Source organism: Streptomyces tanashiensis (assembly GCF_014648895.1).
Classification (GTDB): Bacteria; Actinomycetota; Actinomycetes; order Streptomycetales; family Streptomycetaceae; genus Streptomyces; species Streptomyces tanashiensis.
Genome location: NZ_BMRZ01000003.1, coordinates 547,673 through 567,194 on the forward strand (window position 1 = coordinate 547,673; position 19,522 = coordinate 567,194).

At 69.3% G+C, this 19,522-nt stretch carries 17 protein-coding genes, 1 other RNA gene and 1 pseudogene; 6 read left to right on the top strand and 13 right to left on the bottom strand.

The genetic code is table 11. From position 1 onward, the window contains the following. Window positions 1–66 precede the first annotated feature (66 nt). Entirely contained in the window at window positions 67–1,509 is a 1,443-nt protein-coding gene (locus IE237_RS13110; RefSeq protein WP_189802080.1) for an RNB domain-containing ribonuclease, read from the top strand. Here IE237_RS13110 and IE237_RS13115 read toward each other — a convergent pair. Together IE237_RS13115 and IE237_RS13120 are read right to left on the bottom strand one after the other, a co-directional pair. After that, a complete protein-coding gene (locus IE237_RS13115) occupies window positions 1,454–2,371 on the bottom strand; it encodes a hypothetical protein (protein WP_229842641.1) in 918 nt (305 codons plus the stop codon). The genes IE237_RS13110 and IE237_RS13115 overlap by 56 nt on opposite strands. Further along, window positions 2,368–3,177, bottom strand: coding sequence for a MerR family transcriptional regulator (locus IE237_RS13120; RefSeq protein WP_189802081.1), 810 nt, complete (start codon window positions 3,175–3,177; stop codon window positions 2,368–2,370). Before IE237_RS13120 ends, IE237_RS13115 begins: the two co-directional genes overlap by 4 nt. Window positions 3,178–3,277: 100 nt before the next feature. Here IE237_RS13120 and rnpB point away from each other — a divergent pair. From rnpB to IE237_RS13135, 3 genes are all read left to right on the top strand, one after another. Then, window positions 3,278–3,676: RNase P RNA component class A (rnpB, locus tag IE237_RS13125), an RNA gene on the top strand. A 137-nt stretch (window positions 3,677–3,813) separates the two neighbouring features. Next, window positions 3,814–4,203: an effector-associated constant component EACC1 gene (locus IE237_RS13130; RefSeq protein WP_189802082.1), complete on the top strand. Its 390-nt coding sequence runs from the start codon at window positions 3,814–3,816 to the stop codon at window positions 4,201–4,203. Next, window positions 4,200–9,542, top strand: a complete 5,343-nt coding sequence (locus tag IE237_RS13135) for a caspase, EACC1-associated type (RefSeq protein ID WP_189802083.1) — start codon at window positions 4,200–4,202, stop codon at window positions 9,540–9,542. Before IE237_RS13130 ends, IE237_RS13135 begins: the two co-directional genes overlap by 4 nt. A gap of 53 nt (window positions 9,543–9,595) precedes the next feature. On the opposite strand, the gene IE237_RS13140 is transcribed toward IE237_RS13135, so the two are convergent. Continuing rightward, the gene (locus IE237_RS13140; protein ID WP_189802084.1) at window positions 9,596–10,114 is read right to left on the bottom strand and encodes a DUF1203 domain-containing protein; all 519 of its coding nucleotides are present in this window, start codon (window positions 10,112–10,114) and stop codon (window positions 9,596–9,598) included. Between the two features lie 168 nt (window positions 10,115–10,282). Here IE237_RS13140 and IE237_RS13145 point away from each other — a divergent pair. Beyond that, window positions 10,283–10,733 (top strand): annotated as a pseudogene (locus IE237_RS13145) (VOC family protein). Window positions 10,734–10,846: 113 nt separating this feature from the next. Here IE237_RS13145 and IE237_RS13150 read toward each other — a convergent pair. Then, a complete protein-coding gene (locus tag IE237_RS13150; protein WP_188288118.1) occupies window positions 10,847–11,095 on the bottom strand; it encodes a DUF7848 domain-containing protein in 249 nt (82 codons plus the stop codon). A gap of 194 nt (window positions 11,096–11,289) precedes the next feature. Between IE237_RS13150 and IE237_RS13155 the strand changes: the two genes are divergently transcribed. Further along, the gene (locus IE237_RS13155) at window positions 11,290–11,517 is read left to right on the top strand and encodes a hypothetical protein (protein ID WP_189802085.1); all 228 of its coding nucleotides are present in this window, start codon (window positions 11,290–11,292) and stop codon (window positions 11,515–11,517) included. A gap of 24 nt (window positions 11,518–11,541) precedes the next feature. Here IE237_RS13155 and IE237_RS13160 read toward each other — a convergent pair whose 3' ends face one another. The 9 genes from IE237_RS13160 to IE237_RS13200 form a co-directional block, all read right to left on the bottom strand. After that, entirely contained in the window at window positions 11,542–12,381 is an 840-nt protein-coding gene (locus IE237_RS13160; RefSeq protein WP_189802086.1) for a helix-turn-helix domain-containing protein, read from the bottom strand. Beyond that, window positions 12,378–12,896, bottom strand: coding sequence for a DUF6879 family protein (locus tag IE237_RS13165; RefSeq protein WP_188288115.1), 519 nt, complete (start codon window positions 12,894–12,896; stop codon window positions 12,378–12,380). The genes IE237_RS13160 and IE237_RS13165 overlap by 4 nt, the downstream gene beginning before the upstream one ends. After that, window positions 12,880–13,092 (bottom strand): hypothetical protein, encoded by a 213-nt coding sequence (locus tag IE237_RS13170; RefSeq protein WP_188288114.1) that lies wholly within the window; start codon window positions 13,090–13,092, stop codon window positions 12,880–12,882. Before IE237_RS13170 ends, IE237_RS13165 begins: the two co-directional genes overlap by 17 nt. 182 nt (window positions 13,093–13,274) lie before the next feature. After that, entirely contained in the window at window positions 13,275–13,511 is a 237-nt protein-coding gene (locus tag IE237_RS13175; RefSeq protein ID WP_189802087.1) for a hypothetical protein, read from the bottom strand. 985 nt (window positions 13,512–14,496) lie between these two features. Further along, window positions 14,497–14,673: a hypothetical protein gene (locus IE237_RS13180; RefSeq protein ID WP_188288112.1), complete on the bottom strand. Its 177-nt coding sequence runs from the start codon at window positions 14,671–14,673 to the stop codon at window positions 14,497–14,499. Window positions 14,674–14,688: 15 nt separating this feature from the next. Continuing rightward, window positions 14,689–15,861 (bottom strand): phage major capsid protein, encoded by a 1,173-nt coding sequence (locus IE237_RS13185; RefSeq protein ID WP_188288111.1) that lies wholly within the window; start codon window positions 15,859–15,861, stop codon window positions 14,689–14,691. Between the two features lie 115 nt (window positions 15,862–15,976). Next, window positions 15,977–16,468 (bottom strand): hypothetical protein, encoded by a 492-nt coding sequence (locus IE237_RS13190; RefSeq protein WP_188288110.1) that lies wholly within the window; start codon window positions 16,466–16,468, stop codon window positions 15,977–15,979. Window positions 16,469–16,597: 129 nt separating this feature from the next. Further along, a complete protein-coding gene (locus IE237_RS13195; RefSeq protein WP_188288109.1) occupies window positions 16,598–17,008 on the bottom strand; it encodes a hypothetical protein in 411 nt (136 codons plus the stop codon). 650 nt (window positions 17,009–17,658) lie between these two features. Beyond that, entirely contained in the window at window positions 17,659–19,260 is a 1,602-nt protein-coding gene (locus IE237_RS13200) for a recombinase family protein (RefSeq protein ID WP_229842642.1), read from the bottom strand. Window positions 19,261–19,522: the final 262 nt, after the last annotated feature.

Sequence of the window (19,522 nt, forward strand, 5' to 3'; positions counted from 1 at the left end):
GGGGTGCGGCCCCGGTCGTCCAGCCTACGAGGTGCCGCACACCGCCCCAGCTCATACGCTCGGTCCATGCCCCGCCGCCACATCCACGTGACCGGCGCAGCCGAGGCTCCGCTGCGGGCCGCCCTGCGCGCACTCCGTACCGAGCTCGCGATCCCCGAGGACTTCCCGCCCGCCGTCCTCGCCGAGGCCGAGGCAGCGGCGAAGGCGCCCCGGCTCCCCTCGTACGACGCCACCGACCTGCCGTTCTTCACGATCGACCCGCCCGCCTCCACCGACCTCGACCAGGCCATGCACCTCGCCCGCCGGGCCGACGGCGGCTACCGCGTCCACTACGCCATCGCCGACGTCGCCGCCTTCGTCACCCCCGGCGGCGCGCTCGACGCCGAGGCCCACCGGCGCGTCCTCACCCTCTACTTCCCCGACGGCAGGGTCCCCCTCCACCCCGCCGTCCTCTCCGAGGGCGCCGCCAGCCTCCTCCCCGGCGAACCCCGACCCGCCCTGCTCTGGCGCATCGACCTCGACGCCGAAGGGCGCCGCGTCGCCACCGACGTCCGCCGTGCCCTCGTCCGCAGCCGCGCCCGGCTCGACTACGCGGGCGTGCAGCGCGAGATCGACGACGGGACGGCCGAGGAACCGCTCGCCCTCCTCCGGGACATCGGCCGGCTCCGCGAGGCCCTCGAAACCGAACGCGGCGGGATCTCCCTCAACGTCCCCGAGCAGGAGATCGTCGAGACCGACCACACCTACTCCCTCGCCTACCGGGCCCCGCTCCCCGCCGACGCCTGGAACGCCCAGATCTCCCTGCTCACGGGCATGGCCGCCGCCGACCTCATGACCGCCGCCGGCACCGGCATCCTGCGCACCCTCCCCACCGCCCCCGACGGCGCCGTCGCCCGGCTGCGCCGCTCCGCCCACGCCCTCGGCGTCGACTGGCCGCACCACGTCTCGTACGCCGACGTCGTCCGCTCCGCCGACCCCACGAACCCCCGCCACGCCGCGTTCCTCCAGGAGTGCACCACGCTGCTGCGCGGCGCCGGCTACACCGTCTTCACCGACGGCCACGTCCCCACCCCCGCCGTCCACGCCGCCGTCGCCGACGAGTACACCCACTGCACCGCGCCGCTGCGCCGCCTCGTCGACCGGTACGCGGGCGAGCTGTGCGTGGCGGCCGTCGCCGGGGACGAGCCGCCCGAGTGGGTGCGGGCCGCCCTGCCCGCCCTCCCCGACGAGATGGCCACCGGCGCCCGCCGCGCCAACACCGTCGAACGCGAGAGCGTCGACATCGTCGAGGCCGCGCTTCTGAGGGAACGGGTCGGCGAGATCTTCGACGCGTACGTCATCGACGTGAAGGACCACGAACCGTCCGTCGGCACCGTCCACCTGGAGGACCCGGCGGTCGTCGCCCGGATCGAGGGCGGGGCGGCGAAGCTGCCGCTGGGGGAGTGGCTGCGGGTCAGGCTGTCGGAAGCGGACCCTGGGTCGGCGAAGGTGCTGTTCGCGCCCGCGTGATGTCCCGTACGAGCGTGCGCGGGTCGTCGGCGTGGACCCGGATCAGCCGCACGGGACGGGGCGCGCCGAGCAGCCGGGGCGCGTCGACCGGCTCCGTCAGCTCGATCGTGACGGAGGTCTGGGAGCCGACGGCGAGGTTCAGCTCGCCGTCCCTCTTCTCGTGCGAGAAGAGGGACTCGCGCCGGACGTGCGCGATCCGGCCGAGCGGGACGCGCACGTCCACGTGGGCCGCCTGCCGCAGCCGCAGGACGTCACCGGTGAGCGTGTGCGGGCGGGTCACGGAGGCGGCGTGCAGCCCCAGGACGAAGAGCACGGTGTAGACGTCCAGGACGAGGACGGCCCCGTGGACGAGGGGCCACTCGGCGAGCAGGTACGACATGCCGACCGTCTCGACCACGCACACGAACGCGAAGCCGTACATCAGCGCCGCCTGGTCCCGGGCGTGCGGGAACACGCCGTCCGCGCCCGCCACCCCGTCCGGCCGCCGCGCGACCCACCGCCCGAGGCTCACCATGAGCCGCACCTCGTGCCCCAGGAGCCGCAGGACCGGCTCGGGCACCAGCTCGGCCAGGGCCTCCCGCGCGGACAGCCCGCGGCGCCGCATCCGGAAGAACACGAGTGCCTCGGCGGAGAGGAGCCCCAGCACGAGCAGCTCCCCGGCGAGGAGCACGGCCCCGGGGATCCGCACCCCGGCGAGCAGGCAGACGAAGAGCACGAGCTCGGCGGGGAGCGCGGCGTACGCGCCCCCGCGCAGAACCCGCAGCACGCGACCCCGCGACGCACCACCGCCGCGGGGCGCACCCGAGGCGGTGCCCGCAGCCGTTACCGCCCCCGCGCCCGCCACCCGCTTCGTGTGCCTCATCGGTCCGCCTCCCCTCGTTCCGTGCCGTCCTCGGCCGCCGTGCCGTCCTCGGCCGCCGTGCCGTCCTCGGCCCTTCGTGTCGCCACCAGGTCCACCGCCCGCCGTACCGCCGTCGACTGGGCCGGTGCGAGGTCCGCGAAGAACGTGTCGGCGAGGCCGCCCGCGCCCTCCGGGGGCAGCTCCACGGCGATGCCGTCCGGCAGGACGGCGGCCAGGGCGCGGGCCGCCTCCTCCACCCGGGGGTCGTCCGGCGCCGCGTCGGCGAGGGCGTCGAGGAGCCCGTACAGCTCCCGCGCGCTGCCCGCCACGTCGCGCATCAGCTCCATCAGCCGGGCCCGCTCGTCCTCGGGGGCCACGGCGTCGAGCAGGGCCAGGATCTCCCGGTCCTTCGCCGCCATCGGGGACTCGGGCAGCTCGCCCAGACCGGCGAGCAGTGCCGCAAGCTCCGGGGAGACGGGGCCCTCGGCGGGCAGGCGCCCGGCCCGGGCCTCGGCGAGGAGCGGGGCGAGGCGCTCCCGGCGCTCCCGGATCACCGCCTCCTGCCGGGCCAGGTCGGCCTCCAGCTCCTCCAGGACCTCCACGAGCCCCCGTCCCTCGTCGTCCGCGAGCACGTCGCGTACCTCGTCGAGGCCGAGTCCCAGCTCGGTCAGCCGCCGGATCCGGGCGAGCAGGACGGCGTCCCGGACCCCGTACTCCCGGTACCCGTTGGCCCGCCGCGCGGGCTCGGGGAGCAGCCCCGACTGGTGGTAGTGCCGCACGGCCCGGGGGGTGACCCCGACGAGCGCGGCGATCTCGCCGATACGCATGCGCCCAGTAGAAACCCTGACGCTGCGGCAAGGTCAAGCGCTCGCACCGAGGCGGGCCGCCTTCCTCCGGATCGGCAGGTAGCATGGTCGGCACGGCAGACGAGCCGGGCGGACGGCCGCGTGGAGATCCTCGGATCTTCCCGAGGAACGTCCGGGCTCCACAGAGCAGGGTGGTGGCTAACGGCCACCCGGGGTGACCCGCGGGACAGTGCCACAGAAAACAGACCGCCGGGGACCTCGGTCCTCGGTAAGGGTGAAACGGTGGTGTAAGAGACCACCAGCGCCTGAGGTGACTCAGGCGGCTAGGTAAACCCCACTCGGAGCAAGGTCAAGAGGGGACACTCCGGTGTCCCTGCGCGGATGATCGAGGGCTGCTCGCCCGAGTCCGCGGGTAGACCGCAGGAGGCCGGCGGCAACGCCGGTCCTAGATGGATGGCCGTCGCCCCGACGACCGCGAGGTCCCGGGGCACAGAACCCGGCGTACAGCCCGACTCGTCTGCCCCTTCCCCCGCCCCTCGGCGACCCGCTTCCCCCGGCCCCGGGCCGCCCGGTCCCACGTGGCGCTTTCCGGCGAGTGCCGCTCCGGACGCCCGCTACCATCGACGTCTGTTCCCACACGGACGAGGGGGTCCCGCGGTGCGCGTTCGCATCGAAAGTGATGGCGACAAGCTGGCTCTGACGGAGCTTCAGGGCTGGCTGGCCCGTGATCCGAAGGCGCGGCAGCTGTCCGTCGTCCCCGTCTCCACGCCGGGCCCCACCATGGGCGCGATGGACGCCCTGGACATCGTTCTGGGTACGGCCGGCGACATCGCGAACTTCGCGGTCGGCTACGCCGGCTGGCGGCTCGCGCGGGCGCGCGGCGGCAACAGGGGGGCGCGCACGCTGGTCTTCGGCGGCGCGACCGTCGACATCGGCCATCTCGATCCGCAGCAGCTGGCGGAACTGCTGCGCGGTCTGGAGGCCGGAAACACAGAGGCCGGAAACACAGAGGCCGGAAACACGAATGACGACGCCTCCGCGTCATGACCGACCGGTCGGCCCGGTCGTCCCGGGCGGTCTTCTTCGGTGTTCACGACTACCAGGAGCTTCCCGCGCTCGCAGGAGTCGCCAAGAACATCCCCGCACTGCTTGAGCAGCTGACCGACCCGAAGTTGGAGGCGCTCCGGAGGGAGGACTGCCACCACCTCGCCGCCGGCAGCGCACGGAACGACTTCCTCGCGGCCGTGTCCAACGCCGCGGACGAGGCCACCGACCTGCTTCTGGTCTACTACGCCGGACACGGCCAGTACTCCAGGAACGGGGAACTGCTCCTCGCCACGAAGGAGTCCAGCTACGGGCGGGACTTCTACTCGGTCGAGTACGACGGCCTCAAGACGCTGATCGCGGGATCCCGGGCACGGCACAAGGTCGTCATCATCGACTGCTGCCACAGCGGGCTCGCCGTGGGGATGGGCGCCGGAGACCCGGCGGAGGAGGACGACCCGTTCACCATCCAGGGGGCCTGCGTCCTCACCTCGGCCGCGGCGACCGAGGAGTCGCTGTGCCTTCCGGCCGGCAGCGTGTTCACGCTCGCCCTGGTGGACGTGCTCAAGCAGGGCATCACCGGCCCCCTGGACGGCGACGGACGCAGGGGGGAGGAGCAGAGCCACCTCCGGACCGGCGACATCCTGCGGGCCCTCAGGAAGGCGCTGGCGGGCAAGGTGGAGGGCGGAAAGCAGGTACCGGAGCCCCGTATCGCCTGCCAGGGCGAGGGCTCCCGGATCCCGCTCGCCCGCAACCGGGCCTACACCGGCGAGAAGCCGGCTGCCGAGGCCGGCGCCGCCGACCGGCCGCCGGCGCCCGGCCCCGTACCCCCCGGGTCGGTGATCCCGCAGGAGAACTTCGTCGACGGGCTCGGCGGATTCGAGCGGAACCTCACTCCCGAATGCCTGCCCTACGTGTCCCCCGGGCAGGACCACGACACCGAGCGGTCCCAGCTGTTCCGCCGCCTGCGCGCGTCCGAGGACCGCGGCGTGCTGCTGATCGGCGCGGCCGGCACCGGCAAGACCCGTACGGTCCTCGAAGTGGGACGGATGGCCCTCGACGAGGGCTGGCGGGTGCTGCATCTGCGCCCCGGCGGGAAGGAGTCCGTCACCAGCGAGATCATCCACAAGGTCCTGGCCGAGGACTCCCCGGCCCTGGTGGTGATGGACTACCTCAACCACTACTTCAGGAAGAACAACGACGACCCCCCGCTCGACCTGACCACCCTGCGGCACCATCTCCTGCCGGAGGCACGCCGCAAGGGGATCAAGGTCGCCTTCCTCGCCACGGCGCGCCCCGGGTGGCTGCGCAAGACGAACGAGATCCACCTCTACGAGCTCTTCGACGAGTTCGACCTCCGGCAGGACGAGGAGTTCCAGCGGCTCGTGGCGGAGCAGGCCCTGACGAGGCTGGCGCCCACCGCCATCGACCGGTTCGGCATGGACCGGATGTGGGAGATCTGCGGGCACCGGCCCATCATCGCGCTGCTGGTCGCCCGCGAGGTGGAGCGCCGGGTCGCCGCCGGCGGTCTGCGGGACCTCGCCGGACTGCGGGCGAGCGGCGAGCTGTCCACCTGGCTCAGGAACCGGCTGGAGGAGGACGACCTCGCCGTCGTCCGCAGCGAGAAGGCCCGCGGCGGGGCGACCGTCTTCCACCAGGCCTCCGCGTCCGAACTGCTCGTGGCCGCCGCGGCCGCCGCGGCCTCCTGCCCGCAGGAGTACGCCCAGGTGGTCGCGGCCGCCAAGGCGGCGCTGCCCGACGCCTCCGAGGACACGCCGGATGCGGAGGTCGTGGTCGAGACCCTGCTCGACCTGGGCTGGCTGCAGCGCGAAGGGCCGGCCGACATGGTGGCCACGGCCCACGACATCGTCTGCGACCAGCTCGTCGAGTCCGTGATCCTCCCGCCCGGTTCCCGGACCCCCGACCGGCGCAGGCTCCTGTCGCTGCTGGGCGCTTCGCTCACCAGCCCCCGGACGCTCGGGCGGTACGCCACGAACCTCGCCCGGCTGATGAACGACCTGGCGCCCCAGCCCCTGGAGTCCTTGGCGAAGCTGCTCGACCTCTGGTTCGCCGACAACGCCCCGACCATCGGCGACGTCATGCGGCGCGACGCCGACGCGGGCGGCTACGCCCTCGGGGCGCTCGTCTACGGGCCGCCCTGGTCGCAGGCCGCCGTACGGAACTGGCAGGAGATCGCCGGTCCCTGGCTGGAGGAGTACGGCGACCAGACCGACGCCCGCCACCTCCTCCACAGCGGTCTGTCGAATCTGCCCGTCGACAACGCGGCCGTGCTCGTCCCGGCGGCGCTGCGCTGGCTCGACGCGTACGGCTGGCGGCAGGACGCCAGCTACGTCCTGGGTCCGCTGCTCAACAGGACGGAACTCCCGGCCGAACTGAGACCGTCCCTGGAGAACGCGGTCGGCTGGATCAATCTCCACGGCCAGTCCCCGGGAGCCCACTTCGTCCTGAGCGCCCTCGTGGCCCGTGACGACCTCACCGTCCAGCAGGTGAGGAAGGCCGTCCCGGCCGCCCTGCGATGGTGCGAGCACTCGATGGCCGCACGGCAGACCGGAACGGTCCTCCATCCCCTCCTCGGCCGGGAGGACCTGACCGAGGACGAGGTGGGCCGCGCCATCGCGGCCGCCTACGCCTGGGTGGGCCGCCACATCACCCTCGAAGGCTCGCTGAAGGTCCTGCGCGCGCTGCTGAACTACCCCGACCTGCCGCGAGAGGAGGTCCGCTACGCCGCCACGCTGGCGCTCGAATGGCTGGAGCACCACTGGGACGCCCGGCGCGCCAACTGGGTCCTGTACCCCGTGCTCGGCATGCGGGGAGCGGGCAGGCCGCAGATCCAGCAGGCGGTCACCCACGCGGTCGGGTGGCTGGCGTCCCACGCCACGGAGAGGGACGCCGACTTCCTGATGGGCCGGCTGCTGGAGCGCCAGGACATCACCGCTGAAGAACGGCGGCTCGTGGTCGGTTCCGCGGGGCGGTGGCTCGCCGAGCACGGCATGGAGAAGGACGCCGACTTCCTGATGAAGAAGGCGCTCGTGCGCGAGGACCTCACTCCCGAGGAACGGGAGCTCGTGCTCGGATTCGGGGCCCGGTGGCTGGACGCCCACGCGGCCGAGGCGGACGCCAGCTTCATCATGGCCCCCATGCTGGCCCGGCGCGATCTCACCGAGGAGCAGGCCCGCCTCGCCATCGGCCAGGCCACGTCCTGGCTGGAGCTCCACGGACACGGGAAGAACGCGGGGTACGTCCTCCAGCACCTGCTCGAACGCGAGGACGTCCCGGTCGACGAGGTGCACCGGGCCGCCGGCTTCGCCAACGCATGGCTGGCGCGGCACAAGGAGACCGCCAACGCCAGCTATGTCCTGCCCGCCCTGCTGGTCCGGACCGACCTCACCGACGAGCAGGCGGAACAGGCCGCCGCAGCGGCGCTGTCCTGGCTGCGCGTGCACGGCCTCGTCGAGACGGCGGACCGGGTCCTGCGGCCGTTCCTCCTCCGTGCCGGTCTCCCGTCCGGCCGGGTGCGGTCCCTCGTCGGCCGCGCGAACCAGTGGTTGGAGCAGTACCGGACGAAGCGGAACGCGGGCTATCTGCTCGGTGCGCTGCTCGCCCGCGACGACCTGACGGCGGACGAGGCCGCGACCGGCGTGCGGGAGGGCCTGCTGTGGCTGGAGCGGAGCTGCCCGGGGCTCGGGACCCACGTCCTCCTGCCGGAGCTGCTCGGGCGGGCCGAACTGTCGCCCGAACAGCGTGTGCGGGCCGTCGCGTTCTCCGAGGTCTTCGAGCAGCGGAACACGGGCACCCGGGTGGAGGCCCAGCGGATCCGGAGGGCGCTCGTGGACCCCGCGGCGCGTACCGACGAGGAGAAGCTGCGGGAGCTCGCCTCGGGAGTGCGGTGGCTGGAGGAGAACGCGAGGGAGGTGGAGGCGCGCTCGGTGCTCACCACCGTGCTGGAGCATCCCCTGCTGTGGCAGGCCGACCCGGCGGAGGACCTCCCCGGGACGGCCGTCGCCTCGGCCCTGGTCTGGCTGGAGGAGCACGGGTCGGACGCCACCGCCACGCACCTGATACAGACGCTGCTGCGGTCGCCCGAGGTGACGGTCGCACACCTGGGCGGCGTGGTGGCGTACACCCTGCGGTGGCTGGTCGGGCACGGGGAGCAGCCCCGCGCCCGGCACGTGCTGGAGCTGCTCCTCGCCCACGCCGGTCTGGACGAGGAGCAGCGCGACGCCGGCGCCCTGCTGGCGCTCGGCTGGCTGCGGCGCTGGGGAACGGCGGGCGAGGCGCGCTTCGTCATGGAACGGCTCCTGGCGTGCGCCGGCCTCGTGGAGGCGCGGGTGCGGGACGCCGTCGCGTTCACGCGCGCGTGGCTGACCCGTCATCGGGCGATGAAGGAGGCGGGCTTCGTCCTCAAGTCCCTGCTGAACCGGGACGATCTGACGGACGAGGACTGGGAGTGGGTCCTTCCGCAGGCGATGGGCTGGCTGCGGGACCACGGGACCAGCCGTGCGGCCCGGCATCTCGTGACCGGGCTCGCCGAGCACGACCGGATCGGGGTCGCCGACCTCGACGAGCTCCTGGACACGGGTATCGCCTGGCTGGAGAGCCACAGCCATTCGCCGCAGCTGCACCGCACGCTGCGGTCCCTGTTCCGGGCGGCGAACCTGACCGAGGCCCAGACCGGGAGGCTGGCCGACTGCGGGCTGCGGTGGATGTCCCGGCAGGAGACGGCGAAGACCTGGCGCATGCTCGGCGTCCTCGCCGAGCGCTCCGACCTGCCGGCCGACCAGGCCGCGACGGTCGAGTCGCTGGTGGTCACCCGCGCGTCGGCGGACCCCACCGCGATCGACGGCAGCTTCGTGCTGGAGCCCCGTCTGACGCGTACGGACCTCACGCTGGCGCAGCGCACGAAGGCGATCGCCTGGTCGTTCGCGTGGCTGGAGCGGCACATGCCGGAATGGCGGTCCCGCTTCCTCCTCAAGTCGTTGGCGGCGCGGGGGGAGCTCTCGGCGGCCGAGACGCGCCGGGTCGTGGACTGGTCGCTCGACTGGCTGGAGCACCACACCGACGGCACCGTCGAGATGTTCGTCTTCCAGCGCGCCGAGGCGGTCCTCGTCCCGCTCCTCGCGCAGGACCTCGACGAGACGCAGCGCCGGCGGCTGGAGGCCCTGCTGCCGCAGTGGGAGGCGGCGGGCGGGACGCCGCCGGGTGAGGTGCCCCCGGCGGTTCCGCCGGCGCCGGCGATTCCCGCGTCGCGGACCTCGGAGGAGACGGTGCGTCCCTCGGGGGTCGGTTCCGGCGCGGGCGGTTCGGCGGGCGCCGAGGGGTGAGGGCCCCGTCGCGCCCCGGGACGCGGGGCGCGACGGGGTGTCCGGTGCCGGTGTCAGGGGCGCCGGACCTCGAAGTGGAAGCAGCCGTACTCGACGGCGCGGACGTGCACGAGGGCGACCGCCGGGTCGGCGAAGGCCTCGGCGAGGGCCTGGTCGAAGCCCTCGGCGGGCGTCTCGGGTAGCTCCAGGAGGCGGCCGCCGACGATGCGGCCGGCCGAGTCGTAGCGGCGGAGGGTGCGGAGGGCCCCGGCGCGGGAGAAGGGGTACGTCTCCGAGGGCGCGGGGCCGCCGCAGTCGTCGGCGTGGATGAAGACCGGGCCCTGCTCGTCGTAGGCGCCGGGTTCGGCGCCGGTCTCGGCGGCCCAGCGGCGGAGCGGCGCGTACGAGACGAGGGCGATCCGCTCGCCGGGGGCCGAGAGGCGCAGGCAGCAGCGGAGGGGATCGCCGCCGTCGGTGGCGGTGTGGGGCACGCAGGCGCGGCCGGCGTCGTCGGTGACGCGCAGCCGGGCGAGCGCGGTGGCGGGGACGGCGAGGGCGTCGTAGGCGGTGGTGCGGGTGGTGTGGGTGGTCATGTCGCCAGGGTGCGGGGGCGGCCCTCGTGGTGCTGGCGCTATTCGGACGCGGTCCTGGGCGGGTTCCGGGGCGGGGTCCCGGCGCCCGTGCCGTGTCGGTGTCGCCGGGCGGGTGTCGGTGGGCTTCGGTACGGTCGCCTCGCGAACCGCTACGAACGGAGCTGTGGGATGAGCCGACGTTTCCAGGTCACCTTCGACGCGCACGATCCGCGGGCGCTGTCCTCCTTCTGGCGCGACGCGCTGGGGTACGTCCATCCGGGGCCGCCCGGGGTGGAGTTGCCCGAGGGCGCCGACCCGCTGGCCGCCTGGGACGAGTTCCTCGCGCGGATCGGCGTACCGGAGGACCAGCGCAACACGCGGTCGGCCATCGAGGATCCGGAGGGGGAGGGGCCCCCGGGTGTTCTTCCAGCAGGTGCCGGAGGACAAGGTGGCCAAGAACCGCGTCCATCTCGACGTCCGCGCCGCTCCGGGGCTTCAGGGGGAGGAGCGGATGGCCGCGCTGGAGGCAGCGTGCGACCGGCTGGTCGGGCTGGGGGCGAAGCGGGTGCGCCGCTTCGAGCCCGCCCCGCCCATGAGCGGCGGCCACATCGTGATGACCGACCCGAACGCGTCTAACTAGCGGTTCTAGGGTATCGGCCGGTCAACGGCACGCGGAAGCCCCGCCCGCACGCCACGGGGGCAGCGCACGAACGGGGCCGGGCCGAACCGCTGAACTGTCTTACTCGCCGTCGCTCAGCGGGCCGGGGTCGGGTCAGCGCGGGTCACTCGCGCATGGTCGGTGTACTCGCGCCGGAAGAGGTCATGGCCGGGGTTCAGGCCGGTATGTCTCAGCGCCCAGTCTTGGGCGGTCTCGGGATCAGCCTGCGGGCCGGATGACTCGCCGCATCCGATGGACGTGCAGAACAGTTCCGCCGTTATGCCGCTCTCGGGTGCGTGCTGGATCGTGTGGGGCACGTAGCGGTAGACAGCGCGGGTGCTCATCCGAACGCCTCAGCGGGCAACGTGGGGCCCTCGTCTTCTCCGTCGTCCTGGACGTCTTCGGTGCCGCTGACTCCCAGACGGTCACCCCGGCTCTCAGCGACCCTCAAGGCGTCCCCCAGGCACTCCGTCAACTGCCGTGCCAGATAACGCATTTCGGGTTCCGTGGCGCGGGGGTTGGAGAGGAGTTCGTGAGCGTGGAGAAGCACCTTCTCCCCGATGCTGAGTTGCGCAGCTTCCATGTCATCCGCGAGACGGCTGAGTACGCCCCCGGCGTCGTCACTTTGAAGCAAGCATTCCTTGCCATCCTTCGTCTTCCACGGCAATACGCGAACCACGTTCCGCGTGCCGCCTGCCCGCTCGCCCACGTCTTCCCCTCCGCCCTCTTCGTGTTTGCACTCAAGGTAGAGGAGAGTTTCAAGTGACCCCAGAATAATTCCTGTTGTCGCCTAAAGATCATGTAAGAGTGACTGCACACATGCGGCTAGAAACTCGCGGGCGCCGTCGCCGTAGATCGCGAAACCCGCATACATTTCGAAGATTTCCCGGTACTGGGCTATGTCACGACCGTCTTGAAAAACGATTCTTCCTGTGAAGGTCTCGACGGTTGCTAGACGATCGTCATAGATGGTGAATGTATTCAACGGGCCGCGCGGAATGTTTGTGCCGTTCGGAACTACGCCAATCCGGATGTTGGGCAGCCGGGAAAGTGACGTGAGTCGATCAATCTGAACTGCCATCGCTGTCGTGGGAACGATGGCCCATCTGATGGCCTGTTCGGTGAGGAGGAAGGTGAATCGCTTTGATGTGTCATACAAGACGGCCTGACGTTCCAGTTTTCGCGCAACGGTCTTGGTCTTGTCCCCGGGGGAATGCGTGAGACTAGCTCTTACGTACTCAGGTGTAGCAAGAAGGCCAGTGAGCATGGACGGCAGGAAGTAGCGCATCTCCGTCGACTCGGATTCCAACGCTGCCAGCTCAGCTTGCCGCTTCTCCAAGCCCCGCCGCCAGGAGGAACGCTTGTCCTGCCACTCGGTGTTAGCCATCCTGGCTAGCGCCATCACTTCGCTGACAAGTTCCGGAGGGGCGTCCACGGCCCGCAATATGCGTTCGACGTCTACGAGTGAAGGCGTGGTCTTGCCCGTCTCGATCTTGCTGATTTTCGACTGACTCATGGCGCAACGCTTAGCGAGCCGATCCCCAGTGAGACCGGCTCGCTTTCGCAAGTCGCGCAGAGTTTCAGCTAGGTCAGCCTTCGACCGGCCCAACTGTTCTGGCTCAAGTGTCACCCGTGCTCTTTCATGTACTCAGCGAACGGGATTGCTGCGGCAAGAGCCGTGTGCTTCCATGCCCGAAACTGTTCCACGTCACCTTCGTGAATTTCACGACCGATCTGCGTTCCGTCCGGCCGAAAGTTCAGATGAACAACGGTGGACTCGTCGAACATCCACCAATCTTGCCCGGTAACAGGAAGGCCGTAGTCGTCGTGTGTGACATCCAGGATTCGAATGTCTTCACCCGCTGCAATGTTCCCAGGGATTCCCCATGCGAATTGGTACCGCTGGTAGTCCGTTAGAGGCTGCCGCACAACGCGTACGCGCCCGATCTTCTTACCTGCTTCGCGATACTCCCTGACGCGCGTGTGCCACTTCGCATTGTGGTCAGCGGGCTTGTCCTCGCCCCGCAGAAAGAGAGCCACATTCTGAGCCTCGCGCGGCATGGTGTAGGTCGGTTGAGCTTCAAAGCGCCATGCATCGTATTGGAAGGCATCGAACACCTTCCGCCACTCACCATCCGAGAGCACGCACAGCCTCCCTGAGAATGTGCTCAGGAATCTCCACGAGACCTTCGCCGTCTGGCACTGTGAAGCCCTCGTATGCGTCTCCCTGAACCACGAACGTGCCGTGCCCCGTGGCGTACACGTTGGGGCAGTCGTCGTCGTCACAGTTCGGTCCGTTGACCGTTCCCGTAAGGCGGGTAAGGCGCTCTCTGCCTGCCATCGTGGCCCCCTTCCGGCCGGGCGCTTCCCGACCCTCGGGAACGACGCTAGGCAGATCACGGAGAGGTGTCTATGACAGAACACGACTATTCGTGTCTTGGAATAAACGATCTTCGATCTGTGCCATACCAACGACGAAGCCCCCGACGACCACCCAGCGCGGGCAGCCATCGGGGGCAGGGATCAGAAGTGCTCCGGGCAGTCGCAGACCACGCCCAGCGCTGCCGGGTCGGGGTCGGTACCGGCTTCGGCGCGGAACAGTCCCGTGAAGAGCGGCCACAAGGGGTACGCACCGATCTTGCGGGGCTCTTCATCGGCCAACAGGCAGGCCAGTTCTTGGAGTTCGTCACTCAGGGGCGGTAGATCGCCGGCCCAGCGGCGTTGGCGGTCGGCCAGACACTCGCCCAGGTGTTCATACACGGCGTGACTCCTCAACTGCCCTTCGGGCGGCGTCTCTCATGACTGTCAGCGGGTCCGCGTCGCTCGTGTCGGTGGCGCGCTCGTGGGCGGACAGGGCGGCGTCGAGTTGGGCCAGGAAGCGAAGCGCCGGATGGGCAACCGGTGCCCCGGCGCTGCCAGGCACAAGAACCCCGTCAGCGGCTATCTGGGCCACCAGGGCACCCCAGACGGCCCGAAGCTCCTCGTACCGTTCCCCGTCGCTCTCGGGGGTCGTGGCGGGCTTCGTCGCGGCCGTGCTGTCGGTGGACTTGCGGGCGCGTGCCGCTGCCTTCCTGTGAGCGTCGCTGCAATACCGGGTGCGCCGGTCAGCGTCGGCGGGCAGTTCCGCGCCGCAAGGAGCGTGAGCACATCGTCTCTTCAATCGGTTTCCCTTCGGATTTGGCGGACACTCTGGAATTTCTGTGTCCGGGACGGACGTAAAAGGCGAGCTGGGGACGGGATCGCTGAGCGGCATTGCCGTGAACTTTCGGTCCACATACGCCTACCGGCAGCACCAGAAACCCGAGAGGGCAAGCGATCAACCGTCAATGACGCGAACGACAGTGCCGACATTCAATGCGCCAGGCATCCGACCGTTCATCGCGCCGAGCGTCAGCCGATATCCGGTGCTTCAGCACGTACGAACAGCGCGGGCAGGAAGGGCAGCACGCTGGAACCCACGGCCTGTCATCCCCGCTGAGCAATGCCCGACCGTCGGGGCGCATCCATGCCGGGCGCATCCATGAAGGCCAGTCGCTCAACTCCTCAGCCGTACCCGGGATCTCACGCACCCTGAATCCGATCAGCGTGCGCCCGTCGTTGAGTTTGTGGGCAGTTCCCCTCTTCCGGGCCCACCCCTTCCCGGAGAGGTACCCCCCTATGTCATCGGGGCACTGAATGCACATACCCGCCCCCAGGGGCACGCCGTCAATGCGCACCCCTGAGAGCAGTTCAACGAACATGAGAGTCAGGCCAGTTCGGCAAGCTCAGCGGAGAGAAGCCACTCAGCCTCACTCTTCGGAACGTCGTACGTCTCTCCATTCTGGAGAACGTGCGACGGGATGCCATCAGTGGTCGGGCCGTAGCTCATGTAGCCGGTCATGCGAAGGGTCACGGTCGGCTCATCGGTGTTGAAGAAGGACATGGTGGAGAACTCCCTTTAGGCGGTAACGGTGATCTTGCAGACGGCAGCGGCATTCGGAACAGCGATAGCGGCACGGGCTATAGCGCGCACGGCCGTACCGTCCTTCAGGAATCCAAACTGGTCCGATACCTGAAAGCCCGCATCCTTGCGCCACACGGCAAAGATCTGGTCCGCCTCATAGGCGAGAACATCCGTGCCCGGCATGAACGAAGAGATCCACACCGGCACACCCAGGATCGCGCGCTGAATGCCAGCGGTAGGCGAACCAGCCGACTCACTCAGAAGAGGCTTCAGTGAACCGGACGTTTCCCGAAGCGCCATAAGTGCCGCCCATGTGGTCGGGTGCATCACAACGGCAGTAGCCTTCGAGTTGACCGCTTCGAGCTTTCCGAATGCGGCGACGAAGGCGTCAAGGTCCTTGAATCCGCCCGTCACCGCGTGCGTCTGGATTCCCGGAGTGTTCGCGATTCCCACGAACCCCTTGTTGGCTCCCGTGCCAATCAGCGCTTCACGGTCGAAACCCAGCGAGACCGACCGCATAAGCGACTTGGCCACAGGGTCCATGAATGCCGAACCACCGTCCTCCACAAGCTCATTGGCGAGCATGTCAGCGGCGGCAATCTTCTTCGGTTTCACCTTCAGTGGCTCAGCGCCGAAACCACCGGTCGGCAGGTCGTCAAGCTCACCGACGAAACCCGCCGCGAAGTCCGAACGGATCACGGGGAACGAGTAGGTCTCAGCGTTCGTCTGCACCCGGTTCACGCCGGACGCCATGACGACGGACTGAGGGGCGAGAAGGTCAACGAACTTCTTCGCCATGTCTTCCGGGCTGAATGCCTTGCCGGTGCCCGGCGTGGTGATCCCACGGGAAATCTCGACCGAGCGCGCCAGAAGCTCACCAGGGATAACCCGCGCGCCTACCGGCTGCCCGATCGGGAGGCCGCGCGTGGTGCCCATCTGTTGTAGCGGGGAGTTCACCCGCATGGCCATTTCCTCAGCGGCGGATGCGGAAATGTGCCTCTTGGCGGTCGCATCGTGCTCCGCGATCTGGTCCAGAAAACTGGACTCCTCCTTACGCTCAGCGGCGGAAAGCGCCCGGTTCCCGATCTTCTCGGCAAACGCGCGGAGCTTGTCGGAAGCGGTCTGCCGCTTCTCCATAGCGATCCGCGCTATCTCGGCATGACTCAACTGACACCCCTTGTGTATTGGCAGCAAAAGACACGAGCCCAGAAAGTGAAGGGCCGTGCCGGCTGCGGGTTAGCGGGGGATTTGGAAACGTCCCCTCACCTGTATTAGTAAATGTCTACGCGGCATCACTCGAAGCGCGGTTCCTCGCTGCCCAATCGCGCTTACGCTGCCGGTTCCGCTCCGCCCGACATACGTCGGAGCACATGAGCGGCCAACGGCGCTTCTGCCCCTCCGGGCGCTTCTGCTCATAGGTCTTGCCGCACACTTCGCATTCGCCGGTGAACACCTTCACGCCGTCCACCACTCGAATAGTGCCGCCCTTCGTCTTCCACGAAACGGGCCGGGCCTCACGGCGACGAATGATGAGCCGGGACCGGAGCACGTCCTTACGAAGCGCGGGCGGAAACTCCCACAGAGGCCGGAACGGGTCGACTATCAGCCGGTAGCCGCCACGGGCGAAGCCAGCGCGTACGTCCACGGGGCCGTTCTCCCCGGACATGACGCGGGCGGTGTCCCATTCCATCCATGCCCGCCGAACCTGCGGGTCTATGTGCTCCGTCAGCTCGTCGGGGGTGTCAAGGAGGGCGTCAATCTCGTTCTCAGTCACGCCAGTTGGGTTGTAGTACACGCGGGAATCTCCAGTCTGAGGGCATAGAAGAGCCCCGGTTCGGTGAAGCCGGGGCAGGTACTGAACAAGTAGGTGACCCGTGGGGCAGTGCCTCACGTGAGTCGGTGATCAAACGGCCTTGCGCTTGCGGTGCTCAGCCGTCTTGCATCGGTTGGAACAGAAACGGCGGGGACGACCACGGCCCGACCACCCGGCAGGCTTGCCGCAATGGACGCAAACGGCTTCCTTGCGTTCCTCAGCGGCGATCCACTCCGCCTCTTCCAAATCGTCCTGTGCTTCCTGGCAATGACGCTCCGCCTCGCCCTGGTAGTCACAGAACTTCTTGCGCGGGGTGGTTGCCTCGAAAGGCTCACCGCACAGCGGGCACGTCTTCCACACACGCGGTGTGCGCGGTTTCCTGCTGACTCGGAATCCGGCCTGTCGGCAAGCGGCGGAGCAGTAGCGCTCTTGCCGTCCGGTCAGCAGCTCCCCACAGTGCTGGCATTCGTCAGTGCGGTTGTTGCTGTCGTAGTAGCCCATGCGGGCAGACCTCCTTGTGACGTTATTCGGTGAGATGAAACGGATGGCGTAGTAACGGCTCTAGCTTTTTCTTGTGAGTTCTTAGGAGGTAGACGAATTACTGTTATGCGTCACAGAAATAAGTAACAAACCAACTAAGATCGCTCGCTCTCCCGCTGGCGGGCGGCCCGGTAGGCGGCACGGTCCCGGCAGCGCTTCGAGCAATACCGGGCGGGACGCCCCACCCCGCTATAGGCCACTGTGCGCCCGCATTCCGGCCCCGCGCACGGTTCACCCGCACGCAGCCTTTCAGCGGCCCTGAGAGCGTCCGCTGTGAGCTTGTGCAGTCTCAGCGTCCGCTCATCGCTGCCGTGCACGCTTTCCCACGCGACCGCTTCGGCTTCCCGGAGCATGTCCAGAAGCGCGGCGAATCTCGGCGTATCCATGAGGTCCCTTCGTTGTAATCCGGCGTAAGTCGCGAACAGAAACGGCGAATCACGGCGTAACCGGTAAGGTGGCCGGTCGAGTTCTGCCGCAATTCGCCGGACTTGAAAATGTCTAGCGGGTTGATTGCCCGCCCCTGCCTGTCTTGGAGTGCAAGGGTTTCCTGTTGCCGCGAAGCCCCGCCCCTCCGCTGCGGGAGGAACGGGGCCTACGGGGCGCTGAGGGGCTTACGCGGCCAGTTCCTGGGCTTCCTGGCGTACGGCAAGCAGAGTGTCTATCGCGTCGTCCAGGGGGCCGTTCACGGTGAAGTGGACACGGGATTCGTCCAGTCGTCGCCAGCCGCCCCGCGTCCCCCTCGTCACCGTGAGCCGGGCCCCCGCCTCGATCAGCATGGCGCGCCGGTCGGCCGTCTCTGAGGCGTGCCACTCGTCGGCGTAGACGCGGCCGGTCCTGATGACCTCATGGCGGGGCTCCACCTTCGGTGTCGCCTCCAGCTCTGCAAGGCGTGCGTCCAGAGCGTCAGCGCGCTTCTGCCACGCCTGCCGGGCAGCGTTCGACTTGTGCCGCCCCTCCTGGCGCTGGTGCTCCTCGAACTCCACCAGCGTCGCGGCGATCTCCGGGCCGGGGTCGTAGCCGGGAACCGTCCGGGTCTCCGTGATCGCCAGCGAACCCGTCAGCCGCAGGAACTCACGCTCCACGTACTCGTCCACCCAGTCCGCCCGCACATAGGCCGGAGCTGCGCAAGTCTCCCCGCGCGCATGGGCGTTGCACTTGTAGGTGGGGCGCTGATTCGCCTTGCTGGTTTGCTTGTTGAGGTACATGCGCCCGCCGCAACCGTCGCAGTGGATCACCCGCAACAAGAGCGCGTCCGTGTCCTTGCGTTCGCGGTTGTCCACCGACCGCTCATCGAACAGCGCGCCGATCGCGTCGTACTCGGCGCGGGTGAGAACCGGCGTGTTCGTCGCCATGACCGGACGGCCCTCACTGTCCCGGACGGGTTTGTTCTGGTGCAGCTTCCACCCGATCAGCGCGGCGGACGTCAGGACCCGCTTCACGATGCTGGGGCCCCACTTGAACCGCTCCCGCTTGACGTGCTCGCCCTTGCTGCCACCCGTCTTCCCGCCGGTCGTGCGGCCCTTCCTGAGCGCCCAGTGGTCACGCGGGGAAGGGATGCCCTCCTCGTTCAGCTCAGCGGCAACCACACTCGCCGTCTTGCCCGCGCTCAGGTCCTTGATCATCCGCTCAATGACCGCGACCGCCTCAGCGTCCGGAACCAGCGTCCAGCCGCCCCCGTCCAGCGGCGCGGGCTCGTAGCCGTAGTGCGGACGCGAACCGCGCCACCGCAGCGGCATCACACGCATAGCCGCTTGAGCGCCCGTGACACGCTCCGCGATCGACTGGGCTTCCATCTGAGCGGCGAACGCCAGAAGGGTTGCGATCAGCTCACCGACGACGTTGGACATGTCGAGTTCGAGCCGTGCACCGCCGGGCCCCTCCGCGAACACCAGCCGCTTGCCGTGCTTGCGCGCCCACCCGACCAACGCCGACATGTCCGCCATGGACCGGACGGCACGGTCAAGACGCCACCAGATGACCATGTCGAAGTCTTCGGGCCGCTCGAACCAGGGGCCCAGCTCCGGGCGCTCGAACGGGGTCGTCTTGGACGCCGACACGTCCAGGTCTTCCGCCTCCCCGACGATGACCGCGCCCAGACTCGCGGCGGCCCTCTCATTCGCCTCACGCTGCCGGGCGGGTGAGGTGGTCTCGTCGGTGGCGACGCTCAGACGGATAGCGGACACGGCACGGGGCTGATCAGCGTTGGGGTTCACGCCCCGTACCTGGCGAGTGGATTGCCTACCCGGCGTGACCTGCGATGCTTCGTTCATGCACTCGCTAGAGCGCAAGGGTTTCCTGTGTCCGCCGACAAGCGTGGATGCTGCCACTTCCGGGCCCTCCCAGAACCGCGTATCTCACGCGTCCGGAGACCCGGAGGGCAACGAGTTCTGCCTGGACTGACCGGCACCACCCTCGGTGCGGCCGGTGAACACGCAGGTCATACCCTGTGTGGCGCCGAGATGTCGTCAGGGAGGG